The 23,487-nt window shown below is 61.0% G+C and carries 19 protein-coding genes; 7 read left to right on the top strand and 12 right to left on the bottom strand.

Annotated elements, in window-relative coordinates:
• Positions 1-17 precede the first annotated feature (17 nt).
• From tssI to tssA, 12 genes are all read right to left on the bottom strand, one after another.
• Positions 18-2,087, bottom strand: coding sequence for a type VI secretion system tip protein TssI/VgrG (gene tssI, locus ACI5GA_RS15410; RefSeq protein ID WP_421423265.1), 2,070 nt, complete (start codon positions 2,085-2,087; stop codon positions 18-20).
• A 153-nt stretch (positions 2,088-2,240) separates the two neighbouring features.
• Entirely contained in the window at positions 2,241-4,922 is a 2,682-nt protein-coding gene (gene tssH / locus ACI5GA_RS15405) for a type VI secretion system ATPase TssH (RefSeq protein ID WP_421423263.1), read from the bottom strand.
• Positions 4,915-5,994 (bottom strand): type VI secretion system baseplate subunit TssG, encoded by a 1,080-nt coding sequence (tssG, locus tag ACI5GA_RS15400; RefSeq protein WP_404636938.1) that lies wholly within the window; start codon positions 5,992-5,994, stop codon positions 4,915-4,917. Before tssG ends, tssH begins: the two co-directional genes overlap by 8 nt.
• Positions 5,958-7,817 carry a type VI secretion system baseplate subunit TssF gene (gene tssF, locus ACI5GA_RS15395; protein ID WP_421423260.1) on the bottom strand — a complete coding sequence of 620 codons (1,860 nt, stop codon included), beginning with the start codon at positions 7,815-7,817 and terminating at the stop codon, positions 5,958-5,960. The genes tssG and tssF overlap by 37 nt, the downstream gene beginning before the upstream one ends.
• A complete protein-coding gene (gene tssE, locus ACI5GA_RS15390) occupies positions 7,814-8,326 on the bottom strand; it encodes a type VI secretion system baseplate subunit TssE (RefSeq protein ID WP_404636934.1) in 513 nt (170 codons plus the stop codon). The genes tssF and tssE overlap by 4 nt, the downstream gene beginning before the upstream one ends.
• The gene (locus ACI5GA_RS15385; protein WP_421423258.1) at positions 8,323-8,751 is read right to left on the bottom strand and encodes a hypothetical protein; all 429 of its coding nucleotides are present in this window, start codon (positions 8,749-8,751) and stop codon (positions 8,323-8,325) included. Before ACI5GA_RS15385 ends, tssE begins: the two co-directional genes overlap by 4 nt.
• A 44-nt stretch (positions 8,752-8,795) precedes the next feature.
• Positions 8,796-9,233 carry a hypothetical protein gene (locus tag ACI5GA_RS15380; protein ID WP_421423256.1) on the bottom strand — a complete coding sequence of 146 codons (438 nt, stop codon included), beginning with the start codon at positions 9,231-9,233 and terminating at the stop codon, positions 8,796-8,798.
• On the bottom strand, positions 9,230-9,667 hold the full coding sequence (locus ACI5GA_RS15375; RefSeq protein ID WP_404636930.1) for a type VI secretion system amidase effector protein Tae4: 438 nt from the start codon (positions 9,665-9,667) through the stop codon (positions 9,230-9,232). The genes ACI5GA_RS15380 and ACI5GA_RS15375 overlap by 4 nt, the downstream gene beginning before the upstream one ends.
• 73 nt (positions 9,668-9,740) lie before the next feature.
• Positions 9,741-10,229 (bottom strand): Hcp family type VI secretion system effector, encoded by a 489-nt coding sequence (locus ACI5GA_RS15370; RefSeq protein WP_404636928.1) that lies wholly within the window; start codon positions 10,227-10,229, stop codon positions 9,741-9,743.
• 225 nt (positions 10,230-10,454) lie between these two features.
• Positions 10,455-11,948: a type VI secretion system contractile sheath large subunit gene (gene tssC, locus ACI5GA_RS15365; protein ID WP_404636926.1), complete on the bottom strand. Its 1,494-nt coding sequence runs from the start codon at positions 11,946-11,948 to the stop codon at positions 10,455-10,457.
• A gap of 15 nt (positions 11,949-11,963) precedes the next feature.
• Positions 11,964-12,479: a type VI secretion system contractile sheath small subunit gene (tssB, locus tag ACI5GA_RS15360; protein ID WP_404636924.1), complete on the bottom strand. Its 516-nt coding sequence runs from the start codon at positions 12,477-12,479 to the stop codon at positions 11,964-11,966.
• A 108-nt stretch (positions 12,480-12,587) separates the two neighbouring features.
• Positions 12,588-13,601, bottom strand: a complete 1,014-nt coding sequence (gene tssA, locus ACI5GA_RS15355) for a type VI secretion system protein TssA (protein WP_421423252.1) — start codon at positions 13,599-13,601, stop codon at positions 12,588-12,590.
• 391 nt (positions 13,602-13,992) lie between these two features.
• Here tssA and tagH point away from each other — a divergent pair, with 391 nt between their 5' ends.
• From tagH to ACI5GA_RS15320, 7 genes are read left to right on the top strand one after another with little or no spacing between them, the layout of a single operon-like run.
• Entirely contained in the window at positions 13,993-15,351 is a 1,359-nt protein-coding gene (tagH, locus tag ACI5GA_RS15350) for a type VI secretion system-associated FHA domain protein TagH (protein WP_421423250.1), read from the top strand.
• Between the two features lie 53 nt (positions 15,352-15,404).
• Positions 15,405-15,911 carry a type VI secretion system lipoprotein TssJ gene (gene tssJ / locus ACI5GA_RS15345; RefSeq protein ID WP_421423248.1) on the top strand — a complete coding sequence of 169 codons (507 nt, stop codon included), beginning with the start codon at positions 15,405-15,407 and terminating at the stop codon, positions 15,909-15,911.
• A gap of 15 nt (positions 15,912-15,926) precedes the next feature.
• Positions 15,927-17,261 (top strand): type VI secretion system baseplate subunit TssK, encoded by a 1,335-nt coding sequence (gene tssK / locus ACI5GA_RS15340; RefSeq protein WP_421423246.1) that lies wholly within the window; start codon positions 15,927-15,929, stop codon positions 17,259-17,261.
• A gap of 6 nt (positions 17,262-17,267) precedes the next feature.
• Entirely contained in the window at positions 17,268-18,596 is a 1,329-nt protein-coding gene (locus tag ACI5GA_RS15335) for a DotU family type VI secretion system protein (RefSeq protein ID WP_421423244.1), read from the top strand.
• Positions 18,593-22,096 carry a type VI secretion system membrane subunit TssM gene (gene tssM / locus ACI5GA_RS15330; protein ID WP_421423242.1) on the top strand — a complete coding sequence of 1,168 codons (3,504 nt, stop codon included), beginning with the start codon at positions 18,593-18,595 and terminating at the stop codon, positions 22,094-22,096. The genes ACI5GA_RS15335 and tssM overlap by 4 nt, the downstream gene beginning before the upstream one ends.
• Positions 22,093-22,746 (top strand): type VI secretion system-associated protein TagF, encoded by a 654-nt coding sequence (gene tagF, locus ACI5GA_RS15325; RefSeq protein ID WP_421423240.1) that lies wholly within the window; start codon positions 22,093-22,095, stop codon positions 22,744-22,746. Before tssM ends, tagF begins: the two co-directional genes overlap by 4 nt.
• Entirely contained in the window at positions 22,747-23,478 is a 732-nt protein-coding gene (locus tag ACI5GA_RS15320) for a PP2C family protein-serine/threonine phosphatase (protein ID WP_421423238.1), read from the top strand.
• Positions 23,479-23,487 lie beyond the last annotated feature (9 nt).

Raw genomic sequence — 23,487 nt, 5'->3', positions numbered from 1 at the left:
TGGGCAAGGGTTTGCAGTTAGCAGTTGACGTCAACATCAGGCGAAAGGATCTCTATTTCCGAAGCGGTGATACGAATGGTGCTATGGCCGCACGCCAGGCGAATTTCCTGGTCGGCGGTCAACTCGATGATTTTGCTGCCCAGCTTGATGCTCTTACCGTCCATGGTGATCGTGGAGCCGTCTTCAGAGCCGCCCACGCTGATGCTGTAGGCCTCGCCCACTGACGTGGTTTTCTTCTTCATGACTTGAGTGTTCTGGTTCAAGCCCACAGCGGTGTTCATCATCATTCCAACGTTCAGGCTGTAGCCGAACCCGACACTGTCCATGCGTCCCATGCCGACGTTCTGAAACGACGCCATGAGAATCGTCTCCGACTTGTTCATGCCAATCCTGACGGTCTCGTTGCGGTCGACGGTTTTGGAGCGATTGGCGTGCACGGTGATGGTCTCGTTGTTATCCACCGTTTCAGTACGGTCGTGTTTCACGTGCACCGTTTCATCATGGTCGATGGTCTTACTGCGGTCATGTCCCACCCAGTGGGTTTCGTCGTTTTCAACTTCAATGTCCTGATTCCGCTCGGCATGGATATACAGCTGCTCCTCGCCCTTCTTGTCCTCCATACGGATTTCGTTGTAGTTCGAAGGCGTGCCGCCCTTGCTGGACCGGCTTTTCATTCCGCTCTGCGTGGCGTTGGCAGGCAAATCGTAGGGAACGGTTTGTTCGGCGTTGTAGACGCGCCCGGTGATGATCGGTCGATCAGGATCACCCTCCAGAAAGCTGACGATCACCTCCTGGCCGATGCGCGGGATCTGTATCGAGCCCCAATTCTTCCCCGCCCAGGCCTGTGACACGCGAATCCAGCAGGAGCTGTTTTCGTCGGAGTGATCGTGGCGGTCCCAGTGAAAATGCACTTTCACTTCGCCGAATGCGTTGGTGAAGATTTCGTCGGAGGATCGCCCCACGACAACCGCTGTCTGCGGCCCTCGAATGAGCGGGCGTTTGGTGGTGGGTTGCGAGCGGAAGCTTTGCTGGGCGTCGATGCAGATCAGCGCACTTTCGAATTGCAGCCCTGCGGACGCGCCGCCCGTCTCCAGGCTTTCCTGAGTGATCAGGTACTGGGTGCGCACGATGAGGTATTCGCGGTTCTGATCCAGCCGACTGAAGCCGGTCATGCTGAACACGTGTCCGGCGCCCATGCCACGGGCGTTGCCGTTGAGTTCGATGCGTTCGTGAAGGCTCTGGATCGCCTCGATGCGGGTGCGCGCGTAGTGTTCGCCGTCCTCGCTTTGCACGTAGCTGCCGGGGTAATCGAACAGCGGATAATCACCTGCCGAATGCGGGCGCGGCATGGCCGAGCGTACGTCGATGCGGGCACTGGGGCGCTGAAAGTCATAGTCGTTCAGTTCCAGCGAGCCGGGCTGGACTTCCTGTGCCAGTTGCCAGCCGCTGATGTGATCGCGCTCGCGGTGCTGGCCGTCCGGTGGGTAGAACGGCACCGATTCATAACCCGGCGCCGGATGATGCGCGCCGTAGGCGTCGGCCAGTACCAGAAAGTGGCGGTCCTTTTCGTGACGGAAGTAGTAGTAAATCCCTTCCTGTTCCATCAGGCGGCTGACGAAGTTGAAGCTGGTTTCGCGGTACTGCACGCAGTATTCCCACGTGCGATAGGTGCGACTGAGCAGGTTTTCGACATCGGAGAAGCCCAGATCAGAAAACACCTGCTGGATGATTTGCGGGATGGTCTGGTTCTGGAAAATCCGGCAATCAGAGGTACGGGTCAGCATCCACAGCCATGGGCGTAGCGTGACCGAGTAACTGGCGAACTGGCCGCTGTCGATGTTCTGGCTGCAACGCGCGACCAGCCCGTGAAAATAGCGATGGCCCCCGTTGCCCAGTTGCAGCGACACGCTCATGGGCTTGCCGAGCAGTTGGTTCAGGTCGATGGCGTTGTCGCTGGAGGTCAGTTGCAGGTTGTACTCGAACGGACGGCCCAACTCGTCGTAGCCGCCCATGTGCTTGAGCAGCAGCACGTCCGGGCCGAGCGGGCTGGTGACCTGTGTCAAGCGGGTGAGTTGAGTGAATGGCATGGGTTATTCCGCTAAAAAATCATATCTACACCTCGAAGCAGCATGGCTTGCCCGCGGCGGCGTTGATCCGACCGCTGCCGCCGGCAAGCCGGACTGCTAAAGGTGAGGCGGTGTAAGTCTTGTGGGAGCGAATTCATTCGCGATGGCGCCGGTTCAGGCGCCCGCATCGCTGAACTGATAATCCAGCTGGTTATCCCGCTCCCGAATCTGCACCCCCGCCATTGGCTTGCCGTCGAGCATGCGCGTCAGGAATTCGCGGCTCATGTCCGGCAGCAATGTATTGGTCAGGATGGTGTCGATCATCCGTCCGCCGCTTTCGGTCTCGGTGCAACGCGAGACGATCAGCTCGACCACCCCGTCGTCGTAATCGAAGGCCACTTTGTGTGTGCTTTCCACGCGCTTTTTGATGCGATCGAGCTGCAACCGAGTGATCGCTTTGAGCATGGTGTCGCTGAGCGGGTAATACGGAATGGTCACCAGACGGCCCAAAAGCGCGGGCGGGAAAATCTCCAGCAGCGGCTGGCGCAGGGCTTTGGCGATATCGTCCGGGTCAGGCACGCTGTGCGCGTCTTTGCACAGGTGCGAAATCAGCTCGGTCCCAGCGTTGGTGGTCAGCAGGATCAGGGTGTTCTTGAAGTCGATCACCCGGCCTTCGCCATCTTCCATCACGCCCTTGTCGAAGACCTGAAAGAAAATCTCGTGCACGTCTGGGTGGGCTTTTTCCACCTCATCCAGCAGCACCACGCTGTACGGTTTGCGGCGCACGGCTTCAGTCAGCACACCACCCTCGCCGTAACCCACGTAGCCGGGTGGTGCGCCTTTCAACGTGGACACCGTGTGCGCTTCCTGGAACTCGCTCATGTTGATGGTGATGACGTTCTGCTCACCGCCATACATGGCCTCGGCCAGCGCCAGTGCGGTTTCGGTCTTGCCCACACCCGAAGTGCCCGCGAGCATGAACACGCCGATCGGCTTGCTCGGGTTGTCCAGCCCGGCGCGGGAGGTCTGGATGCGTTTGGCGATCATCTGCAAGGCATGATCCTGGCCGATGATGCGTTTTTTTAGGTGTTGATCGAGATTGAGCACCGTTTCCAGCTCGTTACGGGCCATGCGGCCGACAGGGATTCCGGTCCAGTCAGCGACCACCGACGCGACGGCCTGATAGTCCACAGTCGGCAGAATCAGCGGGCTTTCGCCTTGCAGGACGCTGAGGCGGGATTGCAGATCAACCAGTTTCTCGCGCAGCGCATGGCTTTGCCCGGTCCCTGAATCCTGATCAACAACCCCGGCGACTTCGCGCAATTCGGCGCGAGTGGCCAGCAGTTCATCGACCAGCGACTTCTCTTCGGCCCAACGGCTTTCCAGTGCAGCCAGTCGTTCCCGCTCGCTTGACAACAGGGCCTCGCTATTGCTCTGGCGAGAACCGGTGTCGATGCCAATTGCATGCTCCCGCGCAATGATCTGCAACTCGGTTTCCAGCGCCTCGATGCGGCGACGGCTGTCATCCACCTCCGCAGGCACGGCGTGCAGGCTGACAGCGACCCGTGCGCAAGCGGTGTCCAGCAGGCTCACGGATTTGTCGGGCAACTGTCGCGCCGGAATGTAGCGGTGAGACAGCTTGACCGAAGCCTCCAGCGCCTCATCAAGAATCTGCACCTGATGGTGTTTTTCCATGGTCGAGGCCACGCCCCGCATCATCAGCAGGGCCTTGTCTTCCGAAGGCTCGCCGACCTGCACCACTTGAAAGCGGCGGGTGAGGGCCGGGTCTTTCTCGATGTGTTTCTTGTACTCGGCCCATGTGGTTGCGGCCACCGTGCGCAAAGTACCACGCGCCAGCGCAGGCTTGAGCAGGTTGGCCGCATCGCCAGTACCCGCCGCGCCGCCCGCGCCCACCAGTGTGTGGGCTTCGTCGATGAACAGAATGATCGGCTTGGGTGAGGCCTGAACGTCCTCGATGACCTGGCGCAAGCGCTGTTCGAACTCGCCTTTCATGCTCGCCCCGGCTTGCAGCAGGCCGACGTCGAGGCTGCGTAGTTCCACGTCTTTGAGCGCAGGCGGCACGTCACCGGCAACGATGCGCAGGGCGAAGCCCTCGACCACTGCGGTTTTGCCGACGCCCGCTTCACCCGTGAGGATCGGGTTGTTCTGACGACGGCGCATGAGGATGTCCACCATCTGCCGAATCTCTTCGTCACGCCCGACGATGGGGTCGAGTTTGCCGCTGCGGGCCTGTTCGGTCATGTCCACGGTGAAGCGTCTCAGGGCTTCCTGTTTGCCCATTGCACTGGGCGCCATCGCGCCGCTGGCCTCGCCGGGTGTGGAGGCTGCGTTGAAACCGTCGCTGGCGCTCAGGGTGTTTTCGGGAGAATCACCGACGTACTCGTCAAAGCGCTCGCTCAGGGCTTCGACCTTGATTTTGTCGAACTCCGAAGACAGGCCCAGCAAGGCATGGCGCAGGCTGGGCGTCTTGAGGATGCCGATCAGCAGATAGCCCGTGCGCACCTGGCTTTCGCCAAACATCAGGCTGCCGTAGACCCAGCCGCGTTCGACCGCTTCTTCGACATGGGATGAAAGGTCGGTGATCGAGGTCGACCCGCGCGGCAGGCGATCCAGTGCGTCGGTCAGATCGCGGGCCAGCCGCGCCGGTTCGACGTTGAACTGGCGAATGATCCGGTGTAGGTCCGAGTCCTGCAATTGCAGCAACTGATGAAACCAGTGCGCCAGTTCCACATAGGGGTTGCCCCGCAATTTGCAGAAGACCGTGGCGGCTTCGATGGCCTTGTAACCAACGCTGTTGAGTTTGCCGAACAGCGCTGCGCGACTGATCTCACCCATGTTCTGTGCTCCTTGCGTGATGATGTGGCGACGTCACTGATTCGGGTGCCGTCGCGGGGGCCTGATCGGCGTAATGACGGGCGAGGATGAGGTCGCGGGCGTCGTCTTTCGGTTGTCCCAGCCACGTGTTGAAGCCCAGGCGGAACTGGCCGTTGAGTTGAAATTTCGGGATGTGAGGTTGCTGTAGAACCAGATTCAGGTCCCAATCCAGTTCGTGGCCCAGGTATTCAGCGACCCAGGCCACCAGATGCCGGAATGGCTCGCCATCGGGCAGCATGCCCATGTATTCATCGAGCGTGAGCGGCCCCAGGCGAATGCGGAATTTGTGCTGGCGGTCCCAGACGTGGCTGCCGAGGCAGAAGTCGACGCCAAGCTGATGTGCGTTCACCCCGAGGCGGCTGCGTTCAGGCAGCTCCAGCCACTGGCCGACGTACTCTTCGATCTCCACCGGCAGGCCGAAGTAGTCTTCGAGAATCGCTTTCAATCCATCCGGGTAGCGGGTTTGTGCGGACAAATGCCCGCTGAAGTGCAGCTTGGCGGTGTCGGGAATCAAGCCCTGATCCAGCAGGCTCGGCATGCCTCGACCGCTGAGCGCCGCCAGTCGTGCCGACCAGTAATCGTCATCGGGCCGGTCATGGCTGACAGTCGGTCGCGCCTCGGCCCAGGCCCGGTAGAACAGGCTGAGCAGGCGATGGTGGAACACGTCCAGAAACCGCTTGCTGGTGCTGTCGGCGTTGTTGCGCTGACGCTCGCGCACGTATTCGGTCAGGTGCAACGGCAGCGGGCCATTCGGACCGCCAAGGCCAAAAAAGAACTGCTCCAGCCGCGCGGGTTTGCCGTCCTCGGTTGGCGTCAGAGCCGCCAGCGTCGACGGGGCGAAGGCACAATCGGGCTGTTGGCCAAGTCGCAATGGATCATCCACAAGGCGCAGCGAGTGGCCTACGCGCGGCAGGTCCGGGGATTCGCACTCGATGCGGCGCAGCGCCTGGAAAAAATCGTATTCCCAAGGCGCTTCGTGCATGTCCGTCAGCGTACTCACAGCGTCGGGCGCCTGCCGGGCTTGGCTTTCCATCGCATGATCTCGCCGCGCTCGCGGGTACGAATGACGGTCTCGGTGAAGCTGTTGATGGAGACATAACGCGCCAGAAAACGCTCGAACACCGCACCCAGCAGAAACACACCCGTGCCGCGAAAGGCGTTCTCGTCGAAGGTCAGGGTGATTTCCATGCCCCGCCCGAACACGATGGGGCCGGGCATTGGCAGGCGGCGTGTGCAAGGTTTGCTGCTGACATCATGCAGCCCCTCGATCTGCAATTGCAGGGCGGTGTCGTGATCGTCGCCATACAGGCGCAGCAGTTCGCGTAGTGCTGCTGCGCCTTGGCCGTTCTCGCTCAACGACAGGTAATTCAGCGACAACTGGCTGATCAGGCGCCAGGCCTTGTAGTCATGGGCGTGACTGGCGCGGGGGCGGCTGGGGCCTGCGACACAGCGGACCGAGGTGACTGGCGCACTGTCCGCGAGGGTGAAGTCGGTCTTGCCACTGCCCACATTCATGAACAGCGGCAGGTCGCGGTTGGTGCACAGCGCGCTGACGCCAAGCTGGCGCAGGTCATGGCGATAGGGCGCCTGCTGGCTGTCCACCAGACTGACGAAGGTCTCGCTGCCGACATAGGTCGAACGCGTTCCGGTGCGGCGTTGCTCACTGGACAGCACGCGAGGCTCACGGCGCAACGTGTAATAGGCCTTGTTGCGGCCATAGCGCGAGGGATCACGCACGGCGTAGAAGGGCAGGAAAGGCTGTTCAGGCCCGGTGCCGTGGCCCGTCACGCCAGTCAACGAATGGATTTCGAAGTCCATGGGGCGGGTCCGGTCGGCGATTACATGATGCTCGTTGACCCTGTCTGACAGATGAATCCGGTCGACCCTCCGAGGAAACAGGTTGATCGCCGGGGTGCAGAACGGCACGAACTGCTGCGACCCCACGCTGCCTTCCAGCGTTTGGTCGAAGCGCTCGAAAAGCACGATCAATTCCAGTTCCTGCCCCGAGCACCGTTGAACGGCTCGCCCAAGCTGAGTGAAATCGACGAACAGGTAGCGCTGGGGCAGGGCGAAATACTCCTGCAATAGCCGATAGCCCTGAAATGCCTGCGGCACCACCGGCATCGCGGCTTCCCGGTCATCGAATCCGCGAGACTGCAACGCATCGATCGGCAAGCGTTCGACCCAGTCCGCGCCTGGCTGGCGAACGAAAACTGCGCAAGCGTTACCGAGCAATTGTTCGTACAGACGAAATGGCAGCTCGTCGGCGCCGCTCAAATACAGCGGCAGGTTGTCCAGATCCAGCGTGTTGAATGGCAGCTCGGCACCGGTTTTCAACGTGATGCGCAGTCCGGCCTTGGCCTTTGGCTCGCTGGCTGCCAAGCGTCCCAGCACGGTCGCAGGACTGCCGAAGTAATCGGCCTGGCTCACGTTCAGCGGCCACAGCGTGACCGGGTGGGCACTGCGGTATTCGCACGGCGTTTGAGCATCCCGGCCAAGCGTGGCTCGCAACACGCTGTCGCGGGGCAAAGTGAATCCGCCGCTCAGCGAGCCTTCATCCGGATCGACCTGCATCTGCACCACGGTCATCGAAGGCGTGGGCGCGAGGTAATGGGGGTATGCGATTTCCAGCAGATTGTGGGTGAAGGTCGGGTATTCGGCGTCGAGCTTCAATTGCACCCGCGCGGTGAGGTACGCAAAACCTTCCAGCAGGCGCTCGACATACGGGTCCGCGCATTCGATGCCCGACAGCGTCAGACGCCCGGCGATCTTCGGGTATTCCTTGGCGAACTCCGCCGCGCTTTCGCGCACGTGTTGCAGTTCCTGGTTATACAGCTCCAGCAGGCGCGGATTCATGCGCGCCTCCGCTGCTCGGCGGGCACCACTTGCACGTGGCCGGATTCCAGATCCAGATCGGTGCGCAGCAACAGCGGCAGGGCCACCGGTTGCGCCCACAAATCACCCTCGATCTCGAAGCTCAGGGCATTGTGGTTCATCTGCTCGGGCAGGGTCTGGGCACGGACGCGCAAGGTGTGGCGCAGGATGCGCGGTTCGAACGTGGCAATCGCCTGATGAATCAGGCCTTCCAGAATGCTCACGTCGATACTCGACGCACTGTTGCCCGCCAACGCAGGCAAACCGTAATTGACCACTGACGTTCCGGCGGGCGTATTCAGCGTGGCGTCGGCATCCAGCAATGACGTGGTGTTGAGCAGCCACGTCAGGTCACGCAGTACAGAGGCCTTGAGCTGATTCAGCGACAGCACGCGCTTGTCGGCGCTTTCCTGAAGATTGCCAGGCTCCTCGTCGGTCAGGCGGTCGAGCAGCGAGGGCTGCAGGCGTTCGCGAGAGGTCAGGGTGCTCACCAGTCGAACTGCCCAACGAAGATTTTCTGGTCCCATCGGCGGATACTGCATCTTTCCACTTTGTGTACGGGAGCAAGTTCTACGTTGCCTTTGAAATAGCGGATAGCTTGCAGGTCGGTCGTGCAGTGTGTGTCGGGAGGTACTACGCGATTGCTGTGCTGAACCATAAAGATGGTTGCCGAGCGGTAGTTTTCGAGAACGGCCTTCCTCAGAAAGGTTTGGCTGAATTGGCAAGGCCAATTCACGTCAAGGCGCAGCAGCGAGTCGTCTGAGCGTGCGAGGGCGCAGTGACCGTTATCGTTGACCAGACTGATTCTCCGGCCATCGAAAGAGATGTCGAGCACGTCCTTCTGATCTTGGGGTTTAGTGCTGGCATACGCTGAAAAAGTGCGCAGGCTCAAGATGAACGCGTTGAGACTTTTCATCACGCGAGCTCCTGGAGCAAGAAGGTTTTGGAGTGTCATCGTGTTCACCAACGAAAAAGGGCTGTGAACATTTTTTGGTCCTGCACGCCACTTCCACATCTGCTCGTGTTGACTGTCGAGGTCTCATACCTTTCGGCGCGCAAACGTATCGCTTGGGATTGCCGTTGACCGGCAGCCACTTCAGATGAGGGCTCACAGTGCTCGACTAAGACAATGGGGATCGACTGATACACCTCCACCCGAGACTCTCCTGCACGGTTTGGACTGAAGCGGCAGGGCCAGGCGATGTTCGTCAGTTGTGTACTACCGTCTTCCTTGAGCAATGCACATTGACCTTTAGCATCCACCAGGCTCAATAGTTGACCACCCAGAGTGACCGTCATCAGCTTTTCCGAGGGCTGCGGGGGGAGCGGAGTAGCGCATGCGTGAACGCTGTGTAATAAAACCGCCAGCAGTAGCGCTTTGAAGCAGAATTTGATCATGTCAGCTCCCAAAACCAGACTTGCCTCGACATGTGAGTGTCATCAGCGAAACCTTCAGTTCTACCCCTATCCCAAAGATCAATATGGTCGCCTGAACGCTGATCGGGAGTTTCGTTGAGACGCGAAAAGCAATCTTTGAAGAAAATGATTCCGGTTTTCTCTGCGATGCGCTGTCGGTCTTCCGCACTCCCGTTGAGAATGATCGGTCTGCCTAGATGGTGACGCCACAACCAGTTGGCTAACGACTCTGCTCCTCGTGCATGGTCGTGGGCGCATTTGGGTTCTGAATAAGTAGCCTTGTTAACCTTGATGGTCATTTCACCGTTGAGCGCAATGCTCATGCGGATGGCACACTGGTTGTCCCATGGGCCGTCGCAAGGCGAGTCCACCGGTGGGTAAGCTCGTTGCAAGTTAAAAAAAGAAGGCTTTGCCACGACTCATGCTCCCTGCAAAAAATACCTGTTCCATCCACGCGCGTGCCCGTAACGAGCACGCGCGTGGAGGTGATCACAGCTTGGTGTTGGTGCGGATGTTCCAGCCGTACTTGATCAAGCCGCCGTCCTTGGTGCCGTCTGCTTTCTGTGGCTGGTAGTCGACGCGGACTTGAGCGAAGTTCAGCGTCAGCTTCTCGGTCAGGCGATCTTCCGAACCCGAGCCGCCGGTGTCGTAACCGGTCACGATGACTTCTTCAAGGGTGATCACCAGATACTCGACCTGGCTCTCGCCACCGGCCTTGCGTACGGTCAGGGTGACCTTGTCGATGTGCTTGCCGCTGGAGCACACCATCATCAGGTTCGGCGTAGCCTTGTCGATGTATTTGGTGAACGACAGGTCTCGGACATTGACCTTGCCCGCGCCACCCCCGCCGCCGGTGTGCATATTGCCGGACTGGGTCATGCCCCAGCTCCAGTTCAGGACATCGATTTCGTCCTTGTGTGCCTTGTCTTGCGACTCGCCCTTGATGTCACCGATTTTGATGAAGATATCAACAGCCATGTTTTCTCCAGTGTGTTGTTCGCCACGCAATTGCCAGTCGGAGCATATGCCCGAGTTTTTGTGCACGATGCGAATCCTGTAGGAGCGCAGCTTGCTCGCGATCGGCCGCGAAGCGGTCGTGGAATCTGGCGACTCGTTCCTGATGACGGAACGCGTTTACCGGGTTTGCGAATGCTGCGCACTCGATCGCGAGCAAGCTGCGCTCCTACAGAGTTTGTCAGTCCGTTACGCACCCTTTGCCGAAGGCAGTTTGGAAACCAACCGCAACGAGACGGTCAGGCCTTCCAGCTGGTAATGCGGACGGAGGAAGAATTTCGAGTTGTAGTAACCCGGATTGCCTTCGACGTCCTCGACCACCACCTCCGCAGCGGCCAGCGGCTGCATGGCTTTGGTGGATTCCGTGGAGTGCGCCGGATCGCCGTCGACATACCGCAGAATCCAGTCCTGCAACCAGCGCTGCATTTCGTCCTTCTCTTTGAAGGAGCCGATCTTGTCGCGCACGATGCACTTCAGGTAATGCGCGAAGCGGCAAGTGGCGAACAGGTACGGCAGGCGCGCGGCCAGGTTGGCGTTGGCGGTGGCGTCCGGGTCGTCGTATTCGGCGGGTTTTTGCAGCGACTGAGCACCGATGAACGCCGCGAAATCGGTGTTCTTCTTGTGCAACAGCGGCATGAAACCATTCTTCGCCAGCTCGGCCTCGCGGCGGTCGGAGATCGCGATTTCGGTCGGGCACTTCATGTCCACGCCGCCGTCATCGGTCGGGAAGGTGTGTGCGGGCAGGTTCTGCACCTCGCCGCCGGATTCGACGCCGCGAATTCGCGAGCACCAGCCATAGTGCTTGAACGAGCGGTTGATGTTCACCGCCATCGCGTAGGCCGCGTTGGCCCAGGTGTATTTGGCGCTGTCAGCGCCGTCGGTGTCCTCTTCAAAGGCGAAGGCTTCCACCGGGTCCGTCTTGGCGCCATACGGCAGACGCGCCAGGAAGCGTGGCATGGTCAGGCCGATGTAGCGCGAGTCTTCGGACTCACGCAACGAGCGCCAGCCTGCGTATTCTGGCGTGGTGAAAATTTTGGTCAGGTCGCGCGGGTTGGACAACTCCTGCCAGGAACCCATGCCCATTACGGTCGGCGAGGCCGCTGCGATGAACGGGGCATGCATGGCCGCGCAGGTTTTCGACAGCTCGCCCAGCAGCTCGACGTCTTGCGGCGACTGATCGAAGTAGTAATCGCCCACCAGACAGCCGTAAGGCTCGCCGCCGAACTGGCCGTATTCTTCCTCGTACATCTTCTTGAAAATCGGGCTCTGGTCCCAGGCCGTACCCTTGAATTTCTTCAGGGTCTTATGCAGTTCCGGCTTGGAAATGTTCAACACGCGAATCTTCAGTTGCTCGTCGCTTTCGGTGTTGTTGACCAGGTAGTGCAGGCCGCGCCAGGCGCTTTCCAGTTGCTGGAATTCCGGGTGGTGGATGACCTGATTCACCTGCGCGGTGAGTTTGGCGTCGATGGCCGCAATGATCGATTCGATGGACGTAATGGCGTCGTCGGAGACCAGATCGGTCTGAGCCAGCGCCTGCTCGGCCAGGGTGCGCACGGCGGTTTCGACCGCTTCGCGGGCGCGCTCGGTCTTGGGTTTGAATTCTTGCAACAGCAGCGAGGCGAACGCGTCGGCGTCTTCGGTCTGGCTGGCTTGGGGCTGATTGTCACGCAGCAATTCGGTCATGGTCGGTCGTCCTGATCAGGCCTTTGGCTCGGTGCTTTGCGGTTTCGGCGCGCTGGCCAGGGCCTGCAGCAGGGCAGGGTCCTTGATGGCCTTCATGATGATGTCTTCGGCGCCGGTCTTGCCGTCCATGTAGGTCAGCAGGTTGGCCAACTGAGTGCGCGCTTCGAGCAACTGATTCAGCGAATCGACCTTGCGCGCGACAGCGGCGGGGCTGAAGTCGTCCATGCTCTCGAAGGTGATGTCCAGACTCAGGTTGCCCTCGCCGGTCAGTTCGTTGGGGACATGGAACGCGACGCGAGGCTGCATGGCCTTCAGGCGCGAATCGAAATTGTCGACGTCGATTTCCAGAAACTTGCGATCTGCCACCGCGGCCAGTGGTTCGGCAGGCTTGCCCGCCAGATCCGCCATGACGCCCATCACGAATGGCAACTGGACCTTTTTCTCGGCCCCGTACAGCTCGACGTCGTACTCGATCTGGACCCGTGGGGCGCGGTTGCGCGCAATGAATTTCTGAGAACTGGTGTTCGCCACGTTGCTCCTCCTGGTCGCTCCTGCGACGTGATTGGCGTCATCGGTCTTGGCCGGTAACGGGGTTGCGTGATCCTTGCACTGTCGGGGCCGCTGCCTGCGCCCCCCGCTTTACTCGGCGTCGGGACCGCGCAGGTTTTCGAACTGGGACATGCCGTCGGGAATCAGATTGCGCACGATGGCCGCGAAGTCGGCGTGCACCAGATTCTTCGCACGGTTCAACAGCACCGGCAGCGGGCTGGAAGGCTCGTGGCGGGCGTAGTAATTGAGAATTCTGTCGAGGCTTCTGACCACGTCATCGCGGTTGGCGATGTCCCCGGAAATACGCGGCGCGGCAGAAGCGGCTGACTCGACGGGGACGGCCTCGGCGAATTCCGGAACCGGGGCTTCCTCGCGCTCTGCACCGGGTGCGTATTCATTCAGGATGTGCAGCGCCTGCTTGAGCGGCTGCTTCAGGGCGGACAGGTCCACGCCCTGAGCTGACCCTACTTGGCTGGAAACGTAGTGCTCAATGGCGTCCGCCGTGCTGTGGGCTTCCTGCAACGCGCTGCGCAGAGCGGACAGTTGCTCGGGATCGCTGTCGCGCAAGGCGCCTGCCAGTTCATCGGGTGTCAGGTGTTCGTCCGGGAAACTTTGCAGGCCACTGGCATTGAGCGCCGCACGCAGGCTGATCGGTCCAAACGTTCGCGAGCGGGTCAGCAGGCTTTCGCGCAACAGCCGAACGTTGGTATCGCAGGCAATTCCAGACAGCGCGTTGATGCGCACGGTGGGGTCGTTGTCATCGTCCGCATCGAGTTGCGGGTAGAGGCTCGGCCAGTATTGGCCCAGTAAATCGCTGATCAGCGTCAGGCTGTTGGCCAGACCCGAAAAGCCGTCGAGGGCGAGGGCGCTTTGCAGGAGAAAATGGGTAATTCGCAGGTCTTTGCTGCGTTGCAAAAGTGCAATGCTGGTGTGTTCGATCTGGCGCCATTGTGGCGGTTCTGCGGGGTGAACCGAGTCGCCCATCATGCGCTCTGGTTTACCTTGGGCGTCGCGCTCCAGTTGCAGAAAGTCCGCGTCATATTCCAGGTCATCACCACACGGAGAATTCGCGGAAACTGCGGCGAGCAACAACGGAACATCCACCAAAATCGATCTCCTTATCGGGTGCGGACAAACCAGTTAATTAGCGAGGACATTTCCTACGCGAACTACGGAACTTTCCATAACGCATATGATCAGTGATGTCACCAAGACATCATGGAAGTTTGGAAAGTTGTGCATTTTTGGTGTGGAAGTTATCGGTTGTCAAGGTAAGCTATGCGCCCTCTGTGACAGTTGTGATGTAGCTAACAGCGTATGGGACTGAGCAGTCAGGCGCTGTACGAGTGTCACGGATGTGTGTGTAGAATTGTGGAAAAGCCAGCATCTGGCGCGTTTAAACCCGGTTTTTGAGCGTTTTTGCACGATATTCGACTGTCATGCACAGGCCTTCGCGTCTGTCGCAAAAGCATCGAAGTGCAAGCAAGGAGGCGCAGTGTCGCTCTGTCTGACTATCACCAGTTATCACAAGATAACCCCTGGCCAAATTCCCGAGAAATCATTGGATAATGGGGTGATGGCAATTGGCCGCAGTCAAGAAAATGACTGGGTACTTCCAGACCCGGAACGCCTTGTTTCTTCAAGGCATTGCGTCATTCAATATAAAGACGGTCGCTACTATTTGACCGATAACAGCACTAACGGCGTTGAGCTGGTCAATGCCGGTATTCGTCTGCGTCGCGGGAACAGTGAGCCGCTGGAAGATGGCGAACTTATCCGTATTGGTGATTACGAGATTCGGGCGCGAATCGATCATGGAATGAAACTGGATAATCCGGGTGTGTCGGCCGCCGATTTTTCCAACAGTTTCGAAGCGCTGATGGGGCGGCAAAACAGCTCTGCGCCGCTGCCCGTGGAGCCGGTTCCTACTGCACATTTTCAAGGCGGTGGAGCGCAGGACACCTTCCCTGATCTGTTCGATTTTCTGACCCCTGCCAGCGTGCCACCGCAGACCCGCTCGGACCATGTTCCCGCCGAACGTCATGACTTTCGTCCGCCGACGCCCAGCATTACGCCCGCCCCTGTCGCGCAGCATGCTCCCGTGGCTGCGCCGGGCGTGATTCCCGAAGACTGGAACCTGTTTGTAGAGGTGCCCAAACCTCCGGTTTCTGCGCCGGTCGTACAGAACGCTGCCGTGCCTGTCGTCGAACCGGCTATCACACCCATTCCTGCCGTCGAGGCGCAAGCTCCTGTGAGCGAGGGACGCGAAGGCGATCTTCTCAAAGCGTTTCTACGGGGGGCGGGCCTTGATCAACTGCGTCTCGATCCGGCCCAGGTCGAGGCGCAGATGGAAGCCGTCGGGCGCAGCTATCGGTTGATGGTTGAAGGACTGATCGATGTCTTGCGTGCGCGCAGCAGCCTCAAAGGCGAATTCCGCATGCAACAGACCCTCATTCGCCCAGTGGAAAACAACCCCTTGAAGTTCGCGCCGAATGCCGACGAAGCGCTGCTGTTGCTGCTGCGTCATGGCAATCAGGCGTTCATGCCGCCAGACCAGGCCATCGCGGACAGCTTCGACGATTTGCGCGCCCACCAGCTCGCTGTGATGGCCGGGGTCGAGGCCGCGATCAAGGCGCTGCTCAAGCGCTTCGAGCCTTCCGAGCTTGAGGCACGCATGGGCAAACCCGGCACGTTGTCGACCCTGTTCGGTTCTCGCCAGGCCCAGCACTGGCAACAGTTCACAGAACTTTACGCACAGATTTCCCATGAGGCCGAAGAGGACTTTCAAGTCCTGTTCGGTCGCGAATTCAGTCGTGCCTACGAGGAGCACAGCGCACGGCTGCGCCGCCCCTGAAGGGCTGCAACAGGAAAAACGGATAGACAGTCAGTTCGTCATGAGGACGCAGGATGTTTCGAAAAGTTGTATCGGCCGCAGCCATGGCGCTGTTGCTGGTTGCTTGTGCCAAAAACGCCGAATCGCCACCGCCGGTCGACAAGGCCGCTGATGCCACCACCCTTGCGCTGCATTTCACTGCCGCTGCGGGCCTCAATCCCGGCGCCAACGGTCAGCCCGCGCCTGTGCGGGTGCGGATTTTCGAACTGAGGAACACGGCGAATTTCAGCCGCGCGGACTATTTCGCCCTCGCAGAGCGCGCGCAGAGTTCATTGGGCGCCGACCTGATCGATCAGGACGAAGTGCTTTTGCAACCTGGCCAGCAACTGACGGTCGATCGCACCCTCAACGCCGCCACTCGCCAGGTCGGTCTGGTGGTCGGCTATCGCGAGATCGATCAGGCGCAATGGCGCGTCGTGTTCGATGTCGTGCCGCGCACAACCAGCGAATTTCAGATCGTCCTGGATAAACGCGCCATCAGCAGCACCCCTTCCGTCCCCTCAACTCGCCCCGCCCAATAGGCAATCGGAGAAGCCATGTCCTGGAACAATCGTGTGGTCTGGTCGGAAGGCATGTTCATCGGCACCCAGCATTTTCAACAGCATGACCGTTATCTGGAAAACCTCATCGATGCCCGCAGCCGCCCGCTTTCGGCAGGAGCCTGGGGCTTTTCCGAGCTGTCGCTGGATGACGGCCTGTTGACCCAGGGCAAGCTGGCCATCACTTCGGCGCGAGGGCTGCTGCCCGATGGCACGCCATTCAACATTCCCCATGACGATTTGGCCCCCGCGCCGCTGAACATCGATGCAACCTTGCGTGACGGCATCGTGTATCTGGCGCTGCCGCTCAAGCGCGCAGGGCAGCGGGACACGGTGGAGGAGGGTGAGGCCGCAGGCGGTGCGCGTTTCGTCAGCCAGGTGCGCGAGGTGCGGGATGACAACGCACCGTTCGAAAATCGTGCGCCTGTGGCATTGGGTGCAAGAGCGTTGCGTCTATTGACCGACAAGGACGGACTGCGCGAATACGCGGCGATTGGCGTGGTGCGCATCAAGGAAAAGCTGGCCGATGGTGCGCTGAAACTCGACGAGATGTACATCCCTCCCGTGCTGGATGTGTCGGCGTCCAAATCCTTGAAGCGTTTTCGCGGCGAACTGTTGGGCCTGCTGCATCAGCGCGGCGAGGCGCTGGCAGGGCGGGTAGTTGCTTCAGGGGCGGGCGGTGCGTCGGAGATCGCCGACTTCATGCTGTTGCAACTGGTCAACCGGGCCGAGCCGCTGATTCGCCACTTGAGCGAGTTGACTCCGTTGCATCCCGAGCGGTTCTACGGCGAACTGGTGAGTCTGGCCGGGGAGTTTGCAACGTTTTCCAACGCCGGACGTCGGCCTGAGGCCTTCGGTCAGTACCAGCACGACAACCTTGCGGTGACCTTCGAGCCGGTGATCCTGGCGCTGCGCGAGGCCCTGTCCATGCTGATCGACAGCAAGGCCACGCCCATCGAGATCCACGAAAAGGCCTACGGCATTCACGTCGCCATGCTCAAGGATCGCACCTTGATCGACACCGCCAGTTTCATCCTCGTGGTGAGCGCCGACATGCCCAGCGAAACCTTGCGCGGGCGTTTTGCCCAACAGAGCAAGATCGGTTCGGTGGAGCACATCCGCGACCTGGTCAACTTGCAACTGCCGGGCATAGGCCTGTTGCCGTTGCCGGTGGCGCCCCGGCAGATCCCGTTCCATGCGGGTTCTACGTACTACGAACTGGATCGCGGCAGCGAGCACTGGAAGCAATTGGCGCAGTCCGGGGGCTTCGCGTTCCATATCGCAGGCGAATTCCCGGGGTTGAACCTGGCTTTCTGGGCCATCCGAGGATAACGCGCGATGCCTTCCCACGACGAACCGTTCAACCCGCCGATGCCCGGCAACGACCGAACTCAATTTATGCCTCGCCCCGGTGGCCGAGGGCCTCAACCTGCTGCCGCGCCAGCCAATCCGACACCGCCGCCGCTCTCGGTGCCCGCTGCACCGTTGCCGGTCGGTCAGGCGCAGGGTCTCAATCCACTGGAAGCCGCAGCCGGTCCGCTGCTGGCGATGCTGACGCGCCTGCGCAGCACCATCGCCCACCCGGCGCCCGCCAGCTTGCGGGCGCAGTTGTTGGGTTATCTGCGCCAGTTCGAAGAGCGTGCCGAAGCCGCTGGTATGGTGCGCAATGAGGTTCTGCTTGCTCGCTATGCGCTCTGCACGGCACTCGATGAAGCCGTGCTCAGCACGCCGTGGGGCAGCACCAGCGAGTGGGGCAAGCAAAGCCTGCTGATCACCGTGCACAACGAAGCCTGGGGGGGCGAGAAGGTCTTTCAGTTGCTGGAACACTGCCTGCAAAGCCCCCGCGAACGGCTGTATCTGCTGGAGCTGCTGTACCTGTGCATGTGCCTGGGGTTCGAAGGTCGCTATCGCGTGATGAACGATGGCCGCAGCCAACTGGAAGCGCTGCGCGAGCGCACCAGTGCCGCGATTCGCAGCGCCCGTGGCGAGTTCGAGCGCGAACTGTCGCCCCATTGGCGCGGGCTGAGCGTGGTGCGCGATCGGCTTTCGCAATTCGTGCCGCCTTGGGTTGGGCTGGCCATCGGGCTGGCGTTGCTGTTGGTGCTGCTGTTCGGCTTGCGGCTGAAGCTCGCTGCCGACGCGGAACCGGTGTTCAAGAACATTCATGCGCTGGGCGAGATCCCGGTGCAGGCGATCACCCCGGCGGTGGTTCAGCCAAAGGTCATCGAGCGTCCGCGTCTGGCGGGCTTTCTGGTGGAGGACATCAAAGCCAATCGAGTGGCGGTGGAAGACGCCGTGGACCGCTCGGTGGTGACCATTCGCGGTGACGAGATTTTTGCCTCGGGCAGCGCCACCATCGTCGATGATTTCCAGCCCCTGATGCTGCGCATCGCTGACGCCATCCGCAAAGTAAAGGGCCAAGTGCGCATCACCGGCCACAGCGACAACCGCCCCATCGCCACCCTTCGCTTCCCTTCCAACTGGGCGCTGTCTCAGGCCCGTGCCGAGCAGGTCTTGCAGATTCTGGCGGCCAAGACCGGCCAGCCCGAACGTTTCTCTGCCGAGGGGCGCAGCGACACCGAGCCGGTGGCTTCCAACGCCACCGTTGAGGGGCGTGCGAAGAACCGTCGGGTTGAAATCACAGTATTGGCGGAGGGGGTCGAGTGAAGGCGTTTTTCGGTTTTGTCATTCGCTGGGTCGTGCCGATTCTGGGGTTGATCGCGCTGAGTCTGATCATCTGGTTCGTCGGCCCGGTGCTGGACGTGTTGGTGCCCGAGGGGCGGCGCTGGGCGTTGATCGTATTGCTGTTCGCGATCTGGATCGTGTGGCGTGTATTTCGCATCATTCAGGCGCGGCGGCATGCAGCAAAGGTCATGGAGAGTCTGGCAGCCGAAACCGCGCCGGACGCTGCCAGCGTGGCCACCGCCGAAGAGTTGGCGACCCTGCGCCAGCGCATGGACGATGCGCTCAAGTTACTGAAAAAGGCCCGTCTGGGTGGGGATGAGCGGCGCAACCTCTATGAGTTGCCGTGGTACGTGATCATCGGCCCGCCCGGCTCGGGCAAAACTACCGCGCTGGTCAATTCCGGGCTGCATTTCCCGCTGGCCGCGCAAATGGGTGCGGGCGCGATTCGTGGCGTGGGCGGCACGCGCAACTGCGACTGGTGGTTCACCGATGAAGCCGTTCTGCTCGACACCGCGGGCCGCTACACCACACAAGACAGTCACGCCCAAGTCGACAAGGCCGCCTGGCTGGGCTTTCTCGACCTGTTGAAAACCCAGCGTTCGCGCCGCCCCATCGACGGCGCGTTCATCGCCATCAGCCTCTCTGACCTGCTGCTGAGCAGCGAAGCCGAGCGCGCGGCCCATGCCACGGCGATTCGCGCGCGAATTCAGGAGCTGTACGGCCAACTGGGCGTGCGCTTCCCGATCTACGTCATGCTCACCAAGTTCGATTTGGTGCCGGGCTTCATGGAGTTCTTCGACGCCCTGAATAAAGAGGAGCGCGCGCAAGTCTGGGGCATGACGTTTGCCCTCGACGACGGCAAGCAACCTGACGGACCGCTGGCCAATTTCCTGAGTGAGTTCGCGTTGCTGGAGCAACGCCTGAATGCGCGGCTGGTCGAGCGTTTGCAGCAGGAGCGGGACCCCGCGCGGCGCGATTTGATTTACGGCTTTCTGCAACAGTTCGGCGCGCTGAAAGAAACACTGCGAGGCTTCCTCGACGGCGTATTCAAGCCCAATGCGTTTGAGGATCGGGCGCTGCTGCGTGGCGTGTATTTCACCAGCGGGACTCAGGAAGGCAGCCCGATTGACCGGTTGATTGGCGCCATGGCCCAGAGCATGAATCTGGATCGCCAACACCTGGCGCGGCAGACCGGTACCGGGCGTAGCTATTTCATCCAGAAGCTGTTCACCGCTGTGGCCTTCGCCGAGCGCGGGCTGGTGGGCGTCAACCCGAAGGTCGAGCGGCGGCGCAAATGGCTGGCGCGAGGTGCGCTGGCCGCGACCGTCGCGCTGGTGCTGGTGGTCGGCACGTTGTGGCTGATCAGTTTCCGCGCCAATCAGGCGTACATCGCACAGGTCGATCAAAAAGTCGCCCCGTTGAGCCAAAGCGTGCAGAGCCTGAGCCCGGCGCAGCGTGACGTGTTGGCCGTTCTGCCGCTGCTCAATGCCGTGCGCAATCTGGCGGGTGATCCACCGGGCATGTCGCAGGGGCTGGGGTTGTACCAGGGCGACATGCTGGAAGCCGAATCTGGCAGCGTGTACCGCAAGTTGCTGATAGCTGTGTTCGCGCCGCGTCTGGTCACCCGCGTGGAAGAGCAACTGCGCAGTGGTGGCAGTTCGGATTTCCTTTACGAAGGTCTGAAGGCTTATCTGATGCTGGCGGACAGCGAGCATTACGATCCCGACTTCATCAAGGCTTGGATCGCACTGGACTGGGATCAAAGCCTGCCACGGGATTTGCCACCCGATCAGCGTCAGGCGCTGGGAGAGCATTTGCAGGCGCTGTTCGAGCGCCATCCGCCCAATGCGCGCCTGGATCAGCGCCTGATCGACGATCTGCGTCGGCAGTTGCAGCAACTGCCCGTGGCCCAGCGGGTGTACGACCGGGTCAAGCGCCAGAAGCTGCCCGACAGCGTGCCGGATTTCCGCCTGACTGACGCCGCTGGTCGTGACGCGGCCTTGGTCTTCTCACGCAAAAGCGGCAAGCCACTGGGCGATCCCTTGAGCGGTTTCTTCACCGCCAAAGGCTATCGCGAGGTCTTTCTTGCAACCAGTCTGAGCCAGGCAGGCACGCTGGCTGAAGAGCAGTGGGTGCTAGGCCTGGATCGTGCAGACCAACAGAACGTCGCCAGCCTTGCAGGCGATGTGCGCCGCTTGTATTTCCAGGATTACCAGCGTCAGTGGGACGCGCTGCTCGCCGACATCGACTTCGTGCCGATCACCAGCGTCGCTCAGGCAGCGGATGTGTTGCGGGTGATTTCCGGGCCGACCTCGCCGCTGAAAAAGCTGCTGGTGGCGGTCGCCAAAGAAACCAATTTGCAGCAAGAAGACAAACTGCTGGCCGAGCAAAGCAAAAAGGTCGAGGGCAGTGTCGATCAGCTCAAACAGCGACTGGGTTCGATGCTGGGGCAGGAGCAGGCGAACATCGCGTCTGCACCGGTGGCGAACGAAGATCCGGTGAGCGCGCATTTTGCCGAGCTAAACGCTTTCGTTACCAAGGGCGAAGGCGAGCCTGCGGCCATCGACGGATTGCTGGCTGACATGAACGCCCTGTACGTGCAGGTCAGCGCCATGGTCGGTGCCAGCGGCGATGCGCTGTTGGGCGAAGCCAAGAATTCGGCGAGCGCTGCGGCGACTCGGGTCAACTTGAACGCCGAACGCCAGCCGCCCGTGGTGCAGGGGCTGGTCAAATCGGTGGTCAGTTCCACCACCAACACCATGATGGGCGGCGTTCGCAATCAACTGAACGCCGCGTGGGTCAGCGACGTGGTGAACGTTTATCGACAGTCGTTGAGCGGTCGCTACCCGCTGGCGCCCGGCAGTGCGCGGGATGCAACGCTGGATGACTTCGGCCAGTTCTTCGGGGTAGGCGGGGTGATGGACAACTACTTCCGCAAGTACCTGCAAGCCTACGTCGACACCTCCGCGTCGGCCTGGCGCTGGCAGCCGGGTGCGGCGCAGAAGCTGGGCATCAATGCCTCGGTGTTGCAGACGTTCCAGCGCGCGGCGGCGATTCGTGACGCGTTCTTCCGTTCCGGCGGCGTGCAGCCGACCGTGCGTTTCGAACTCAAGCCGGTGGCGATGGACGCGTCTGTCACGCAATTCCTGCTGGACCTCGACGGCCAGCAAATCAGCTACGACCACGGCCCGAGCCGCCCGGTTGCGATGCAATGGCCGAACCCTGGCAGCATTGGCGTGGTGCGCTTGTCGATCTCGCCGCCTGCGGCCAGCGGTCGTTCGGGCATCACGCTGGACGGCCCGTGGGCCTGGTTCCGCTTGCTGGAGCAGTCGGATCTGGTAGCCGGTGGTTCGCCTGATCGCTTCAACCTGCGGCTGCGGGTCGACAACGCCAGTATTTCCTACGAGCTGCGCGCCAACAGCGCGTTCAACCCGTTCAAGAGCCGTGTGTTGAGCGGCTTCAGCCTGCCGGAGCGGTTATGACGACGCTGGGTTTTTACGGCAAGTTGCCCAGCCGTGGCGATTTTGTCAGTCGCGGCCTGCCGCAAAGCTTCATTCAGCCTTGGGACGCCTGGTTGGCGGCAGGGTTGCACGTCAGCCAGCAGCAGTTGGGCGAGGATTGGCTCGATGCCTATCTGGTCAGCCCCTTGTGGCGTTTCGCCCTGGCGGCGGGTGTGTGCGGCCCTGATGCCGTGGTGGGGGTGCTGATGCCGAGCATTGATCGGGTCGGGCGTTATTTTCCGCTGACCGTCGCCCAGACCCTCGAAGCCGGACAGTCGCTGGCCGGTTTGGTGAGCGCGCCGGATGCCTGGTTTGAACAGGTCGAAGCGCTGATGTTGTCGACGCTGGACGACAGCGCCGACTTTTCGGCCTTCGATGACGGTGTGTCTACTCTAGGTTTTCTCCCCACCGTTGCCCGCGAACCGATTCATCGTTTTGCCGGGCTACAGCGCACGCGGGCGAACGAGCCAGAACAGCGTCATCGCGTATTGGCCGAACTGGCCTGTGAAGGCGCCAGCCTCTGGTGGGGCAAGGGATCGGAACGTATCGCGCCGGGCTTGATGCGCTGTCAGGGCCTGCCTGACGCCGCTGAATTCGGCAGCTATCTGTTGGGACAAGGAGCGTCGATCTAGATGCCTGCACGACCTGAAACACTTCAATACCGCTCTGCCAGTTACAGCCACGTTGGCATGGTGCGGCAGATCAACGAAGACGCTTTTCTCGAACTGCCGGAAAACGGACTGTGGGCCGTCGCCGATGGCATGGGCGGTCACGCGGCGGGGGATTACGTCGCCAGCCTGATCGTCGACAGCCTGCGTCGGACACAACCGGCTGACGTGCTGTCGATCTACACCTGCGCGCTGCGTACGGCGCTCACGGAAGTGAACGCGGCAGTGCGCGCCGAAACCCTGCGTCGCGGCCTGAGCATGATGGGCAGCACGGTCGTCGCCTTCGCTGTACGTGGCGATCAGGGCGTGTGCCTGTGGGCTGGAGACAGCCGCCTGTATCGGCTGCGCGATGGCGAGCTGATCGGCATCTCCCGCGACCACAGCTACGTCCAGGACCTTCAGGACAGCGGCCTGCTCAGCGAGGCCGAAGCCCGTGTGCACCCGCGCGCCAACATCGTCACCCGCGCCATCGGCGTCGATGACGCGCTCGATGTGGCGATGCTCAACCTCGACATCCTGCCTGGCGACACCTGGCTGCTGTGCAGCGACGGCCTGAACAAGACCGCCGAAGACCACGAAATTCGCGATGTGCTGGGCCATGCCGACCCCTATCAGGTGGTCCGCAGCCTGGTTCATCTGGGACTGACCCGGGGCGCCCCCGACAACATCACGGCCATTGTCGTCAAAGCCGTCTGAAGACCCGAG

The sequence above is a fragment of the Pseudomonas sp. Pseu.R1 genome (genome assembly GCF_045764065.1).
In the GTDB taxonomy this organism is placed as follows: Bacteria; Pseudomonadota; Gammaproteobacteria; order Pseudomonadales; family Pseudomonadaceae; genus Aquipseudomonas.
This window is presented reverse-complemented; position numbering and strand designations above follow the sequence as displayed.

Excerpts from the sequence above, each read along its gene's own strand:
- ACI5GA_RS15320 (WP_421423238.1), top strand. The coding sequence starts at position 22,747 with ATGCCTGCACGACCTGAAACACTTCAATACCGCTCTGCCAGTTACAGC.
- ACI5GA_RS15335 (WP_421423244.1), top strand. The coding sequence starts at position 17,268 with ATGCCTTCCCACGACGAACCGTTCAACCCGCCGATGCCCGGCAACGAC.
- ACI5GA_RS15380 (WP_421423256.1), bottom strand. The coding sequence starts at position 9,233 with ATGATCAAATTCTGCTTCAAAGCGCTACTGCTGGCGGTTTTATTACAC.
- tssI (WP_421423265.1), bottom strand. The coding sequence starts at position 2,087 with ATGCCATTCACTCAACTCACCCGCTTGACACAGGTCACCAGCCCGCTC.
- tssH (WP_421423263.1), bottom strand. The coding sequence starts at position 4,922 with ATGGGTGAGATCAGTCGCGCAGCGCTGTTCGGCAAACTCAACAGCGTT.
- tssK (WP_421423246.1), top strand. The coding sequence starts at position 15,927 with ATGTCCTGGAACAATCGTGTGGTCTGGTCGGAAGGCATGTTCATCGGC.
- tssJ (WP_421423248.1), top strand. The coding sequence starts at position 15,405 with ATGTTTCGAAAAGTTGTATCGGCCGCAGCCATGGCGCTGTTGCTGGTT.
- ACI5GA_RS15385 (WP_421423258.1), bottom strand. The coding sequence starts at position 8,751 with ATGAAAAGTCTCAACGCGTTCATCTTGAGCCTGCGCACTTTTTCAGCG.
- tssF (WP_421423260.1), bottom strand. The coding sequence starts at position 7,817 with ATGAATCCGCGCCTGCTGGAGCTGTATAACCAGGAACTGCAACACGTG.
- tssG (WP_404636938.1), bottom strand. The coding sequence starts at position 5,994 with ATGGAAAGCCAAGCCCGGCAGGCGCCCGACGCTGTGAGTACGCTGACG.
- ACI5GA_RS15370 (WP_404636928.1), bottom strand. The coding sequence starts at position 10,229 with ATGGCTGTTGATATCTTCATCAAAATCGGTGACATCAAGGGCGAGTCG.
- tssC (WP_404636926.1), bottom strand. The coding sequence starts at position 11,948 with ATGACCGAATTGCTGCGTGACAATCAGCCCCAAGCCAGCCAGACCGAA.
- tagF (WP_421423240.1), top strand. The coding sequence starts at position 22,093 with ATGACGACGCTGGGTTTTTACGGCAAGTTGCCCAGCCGTGGCGATTTT.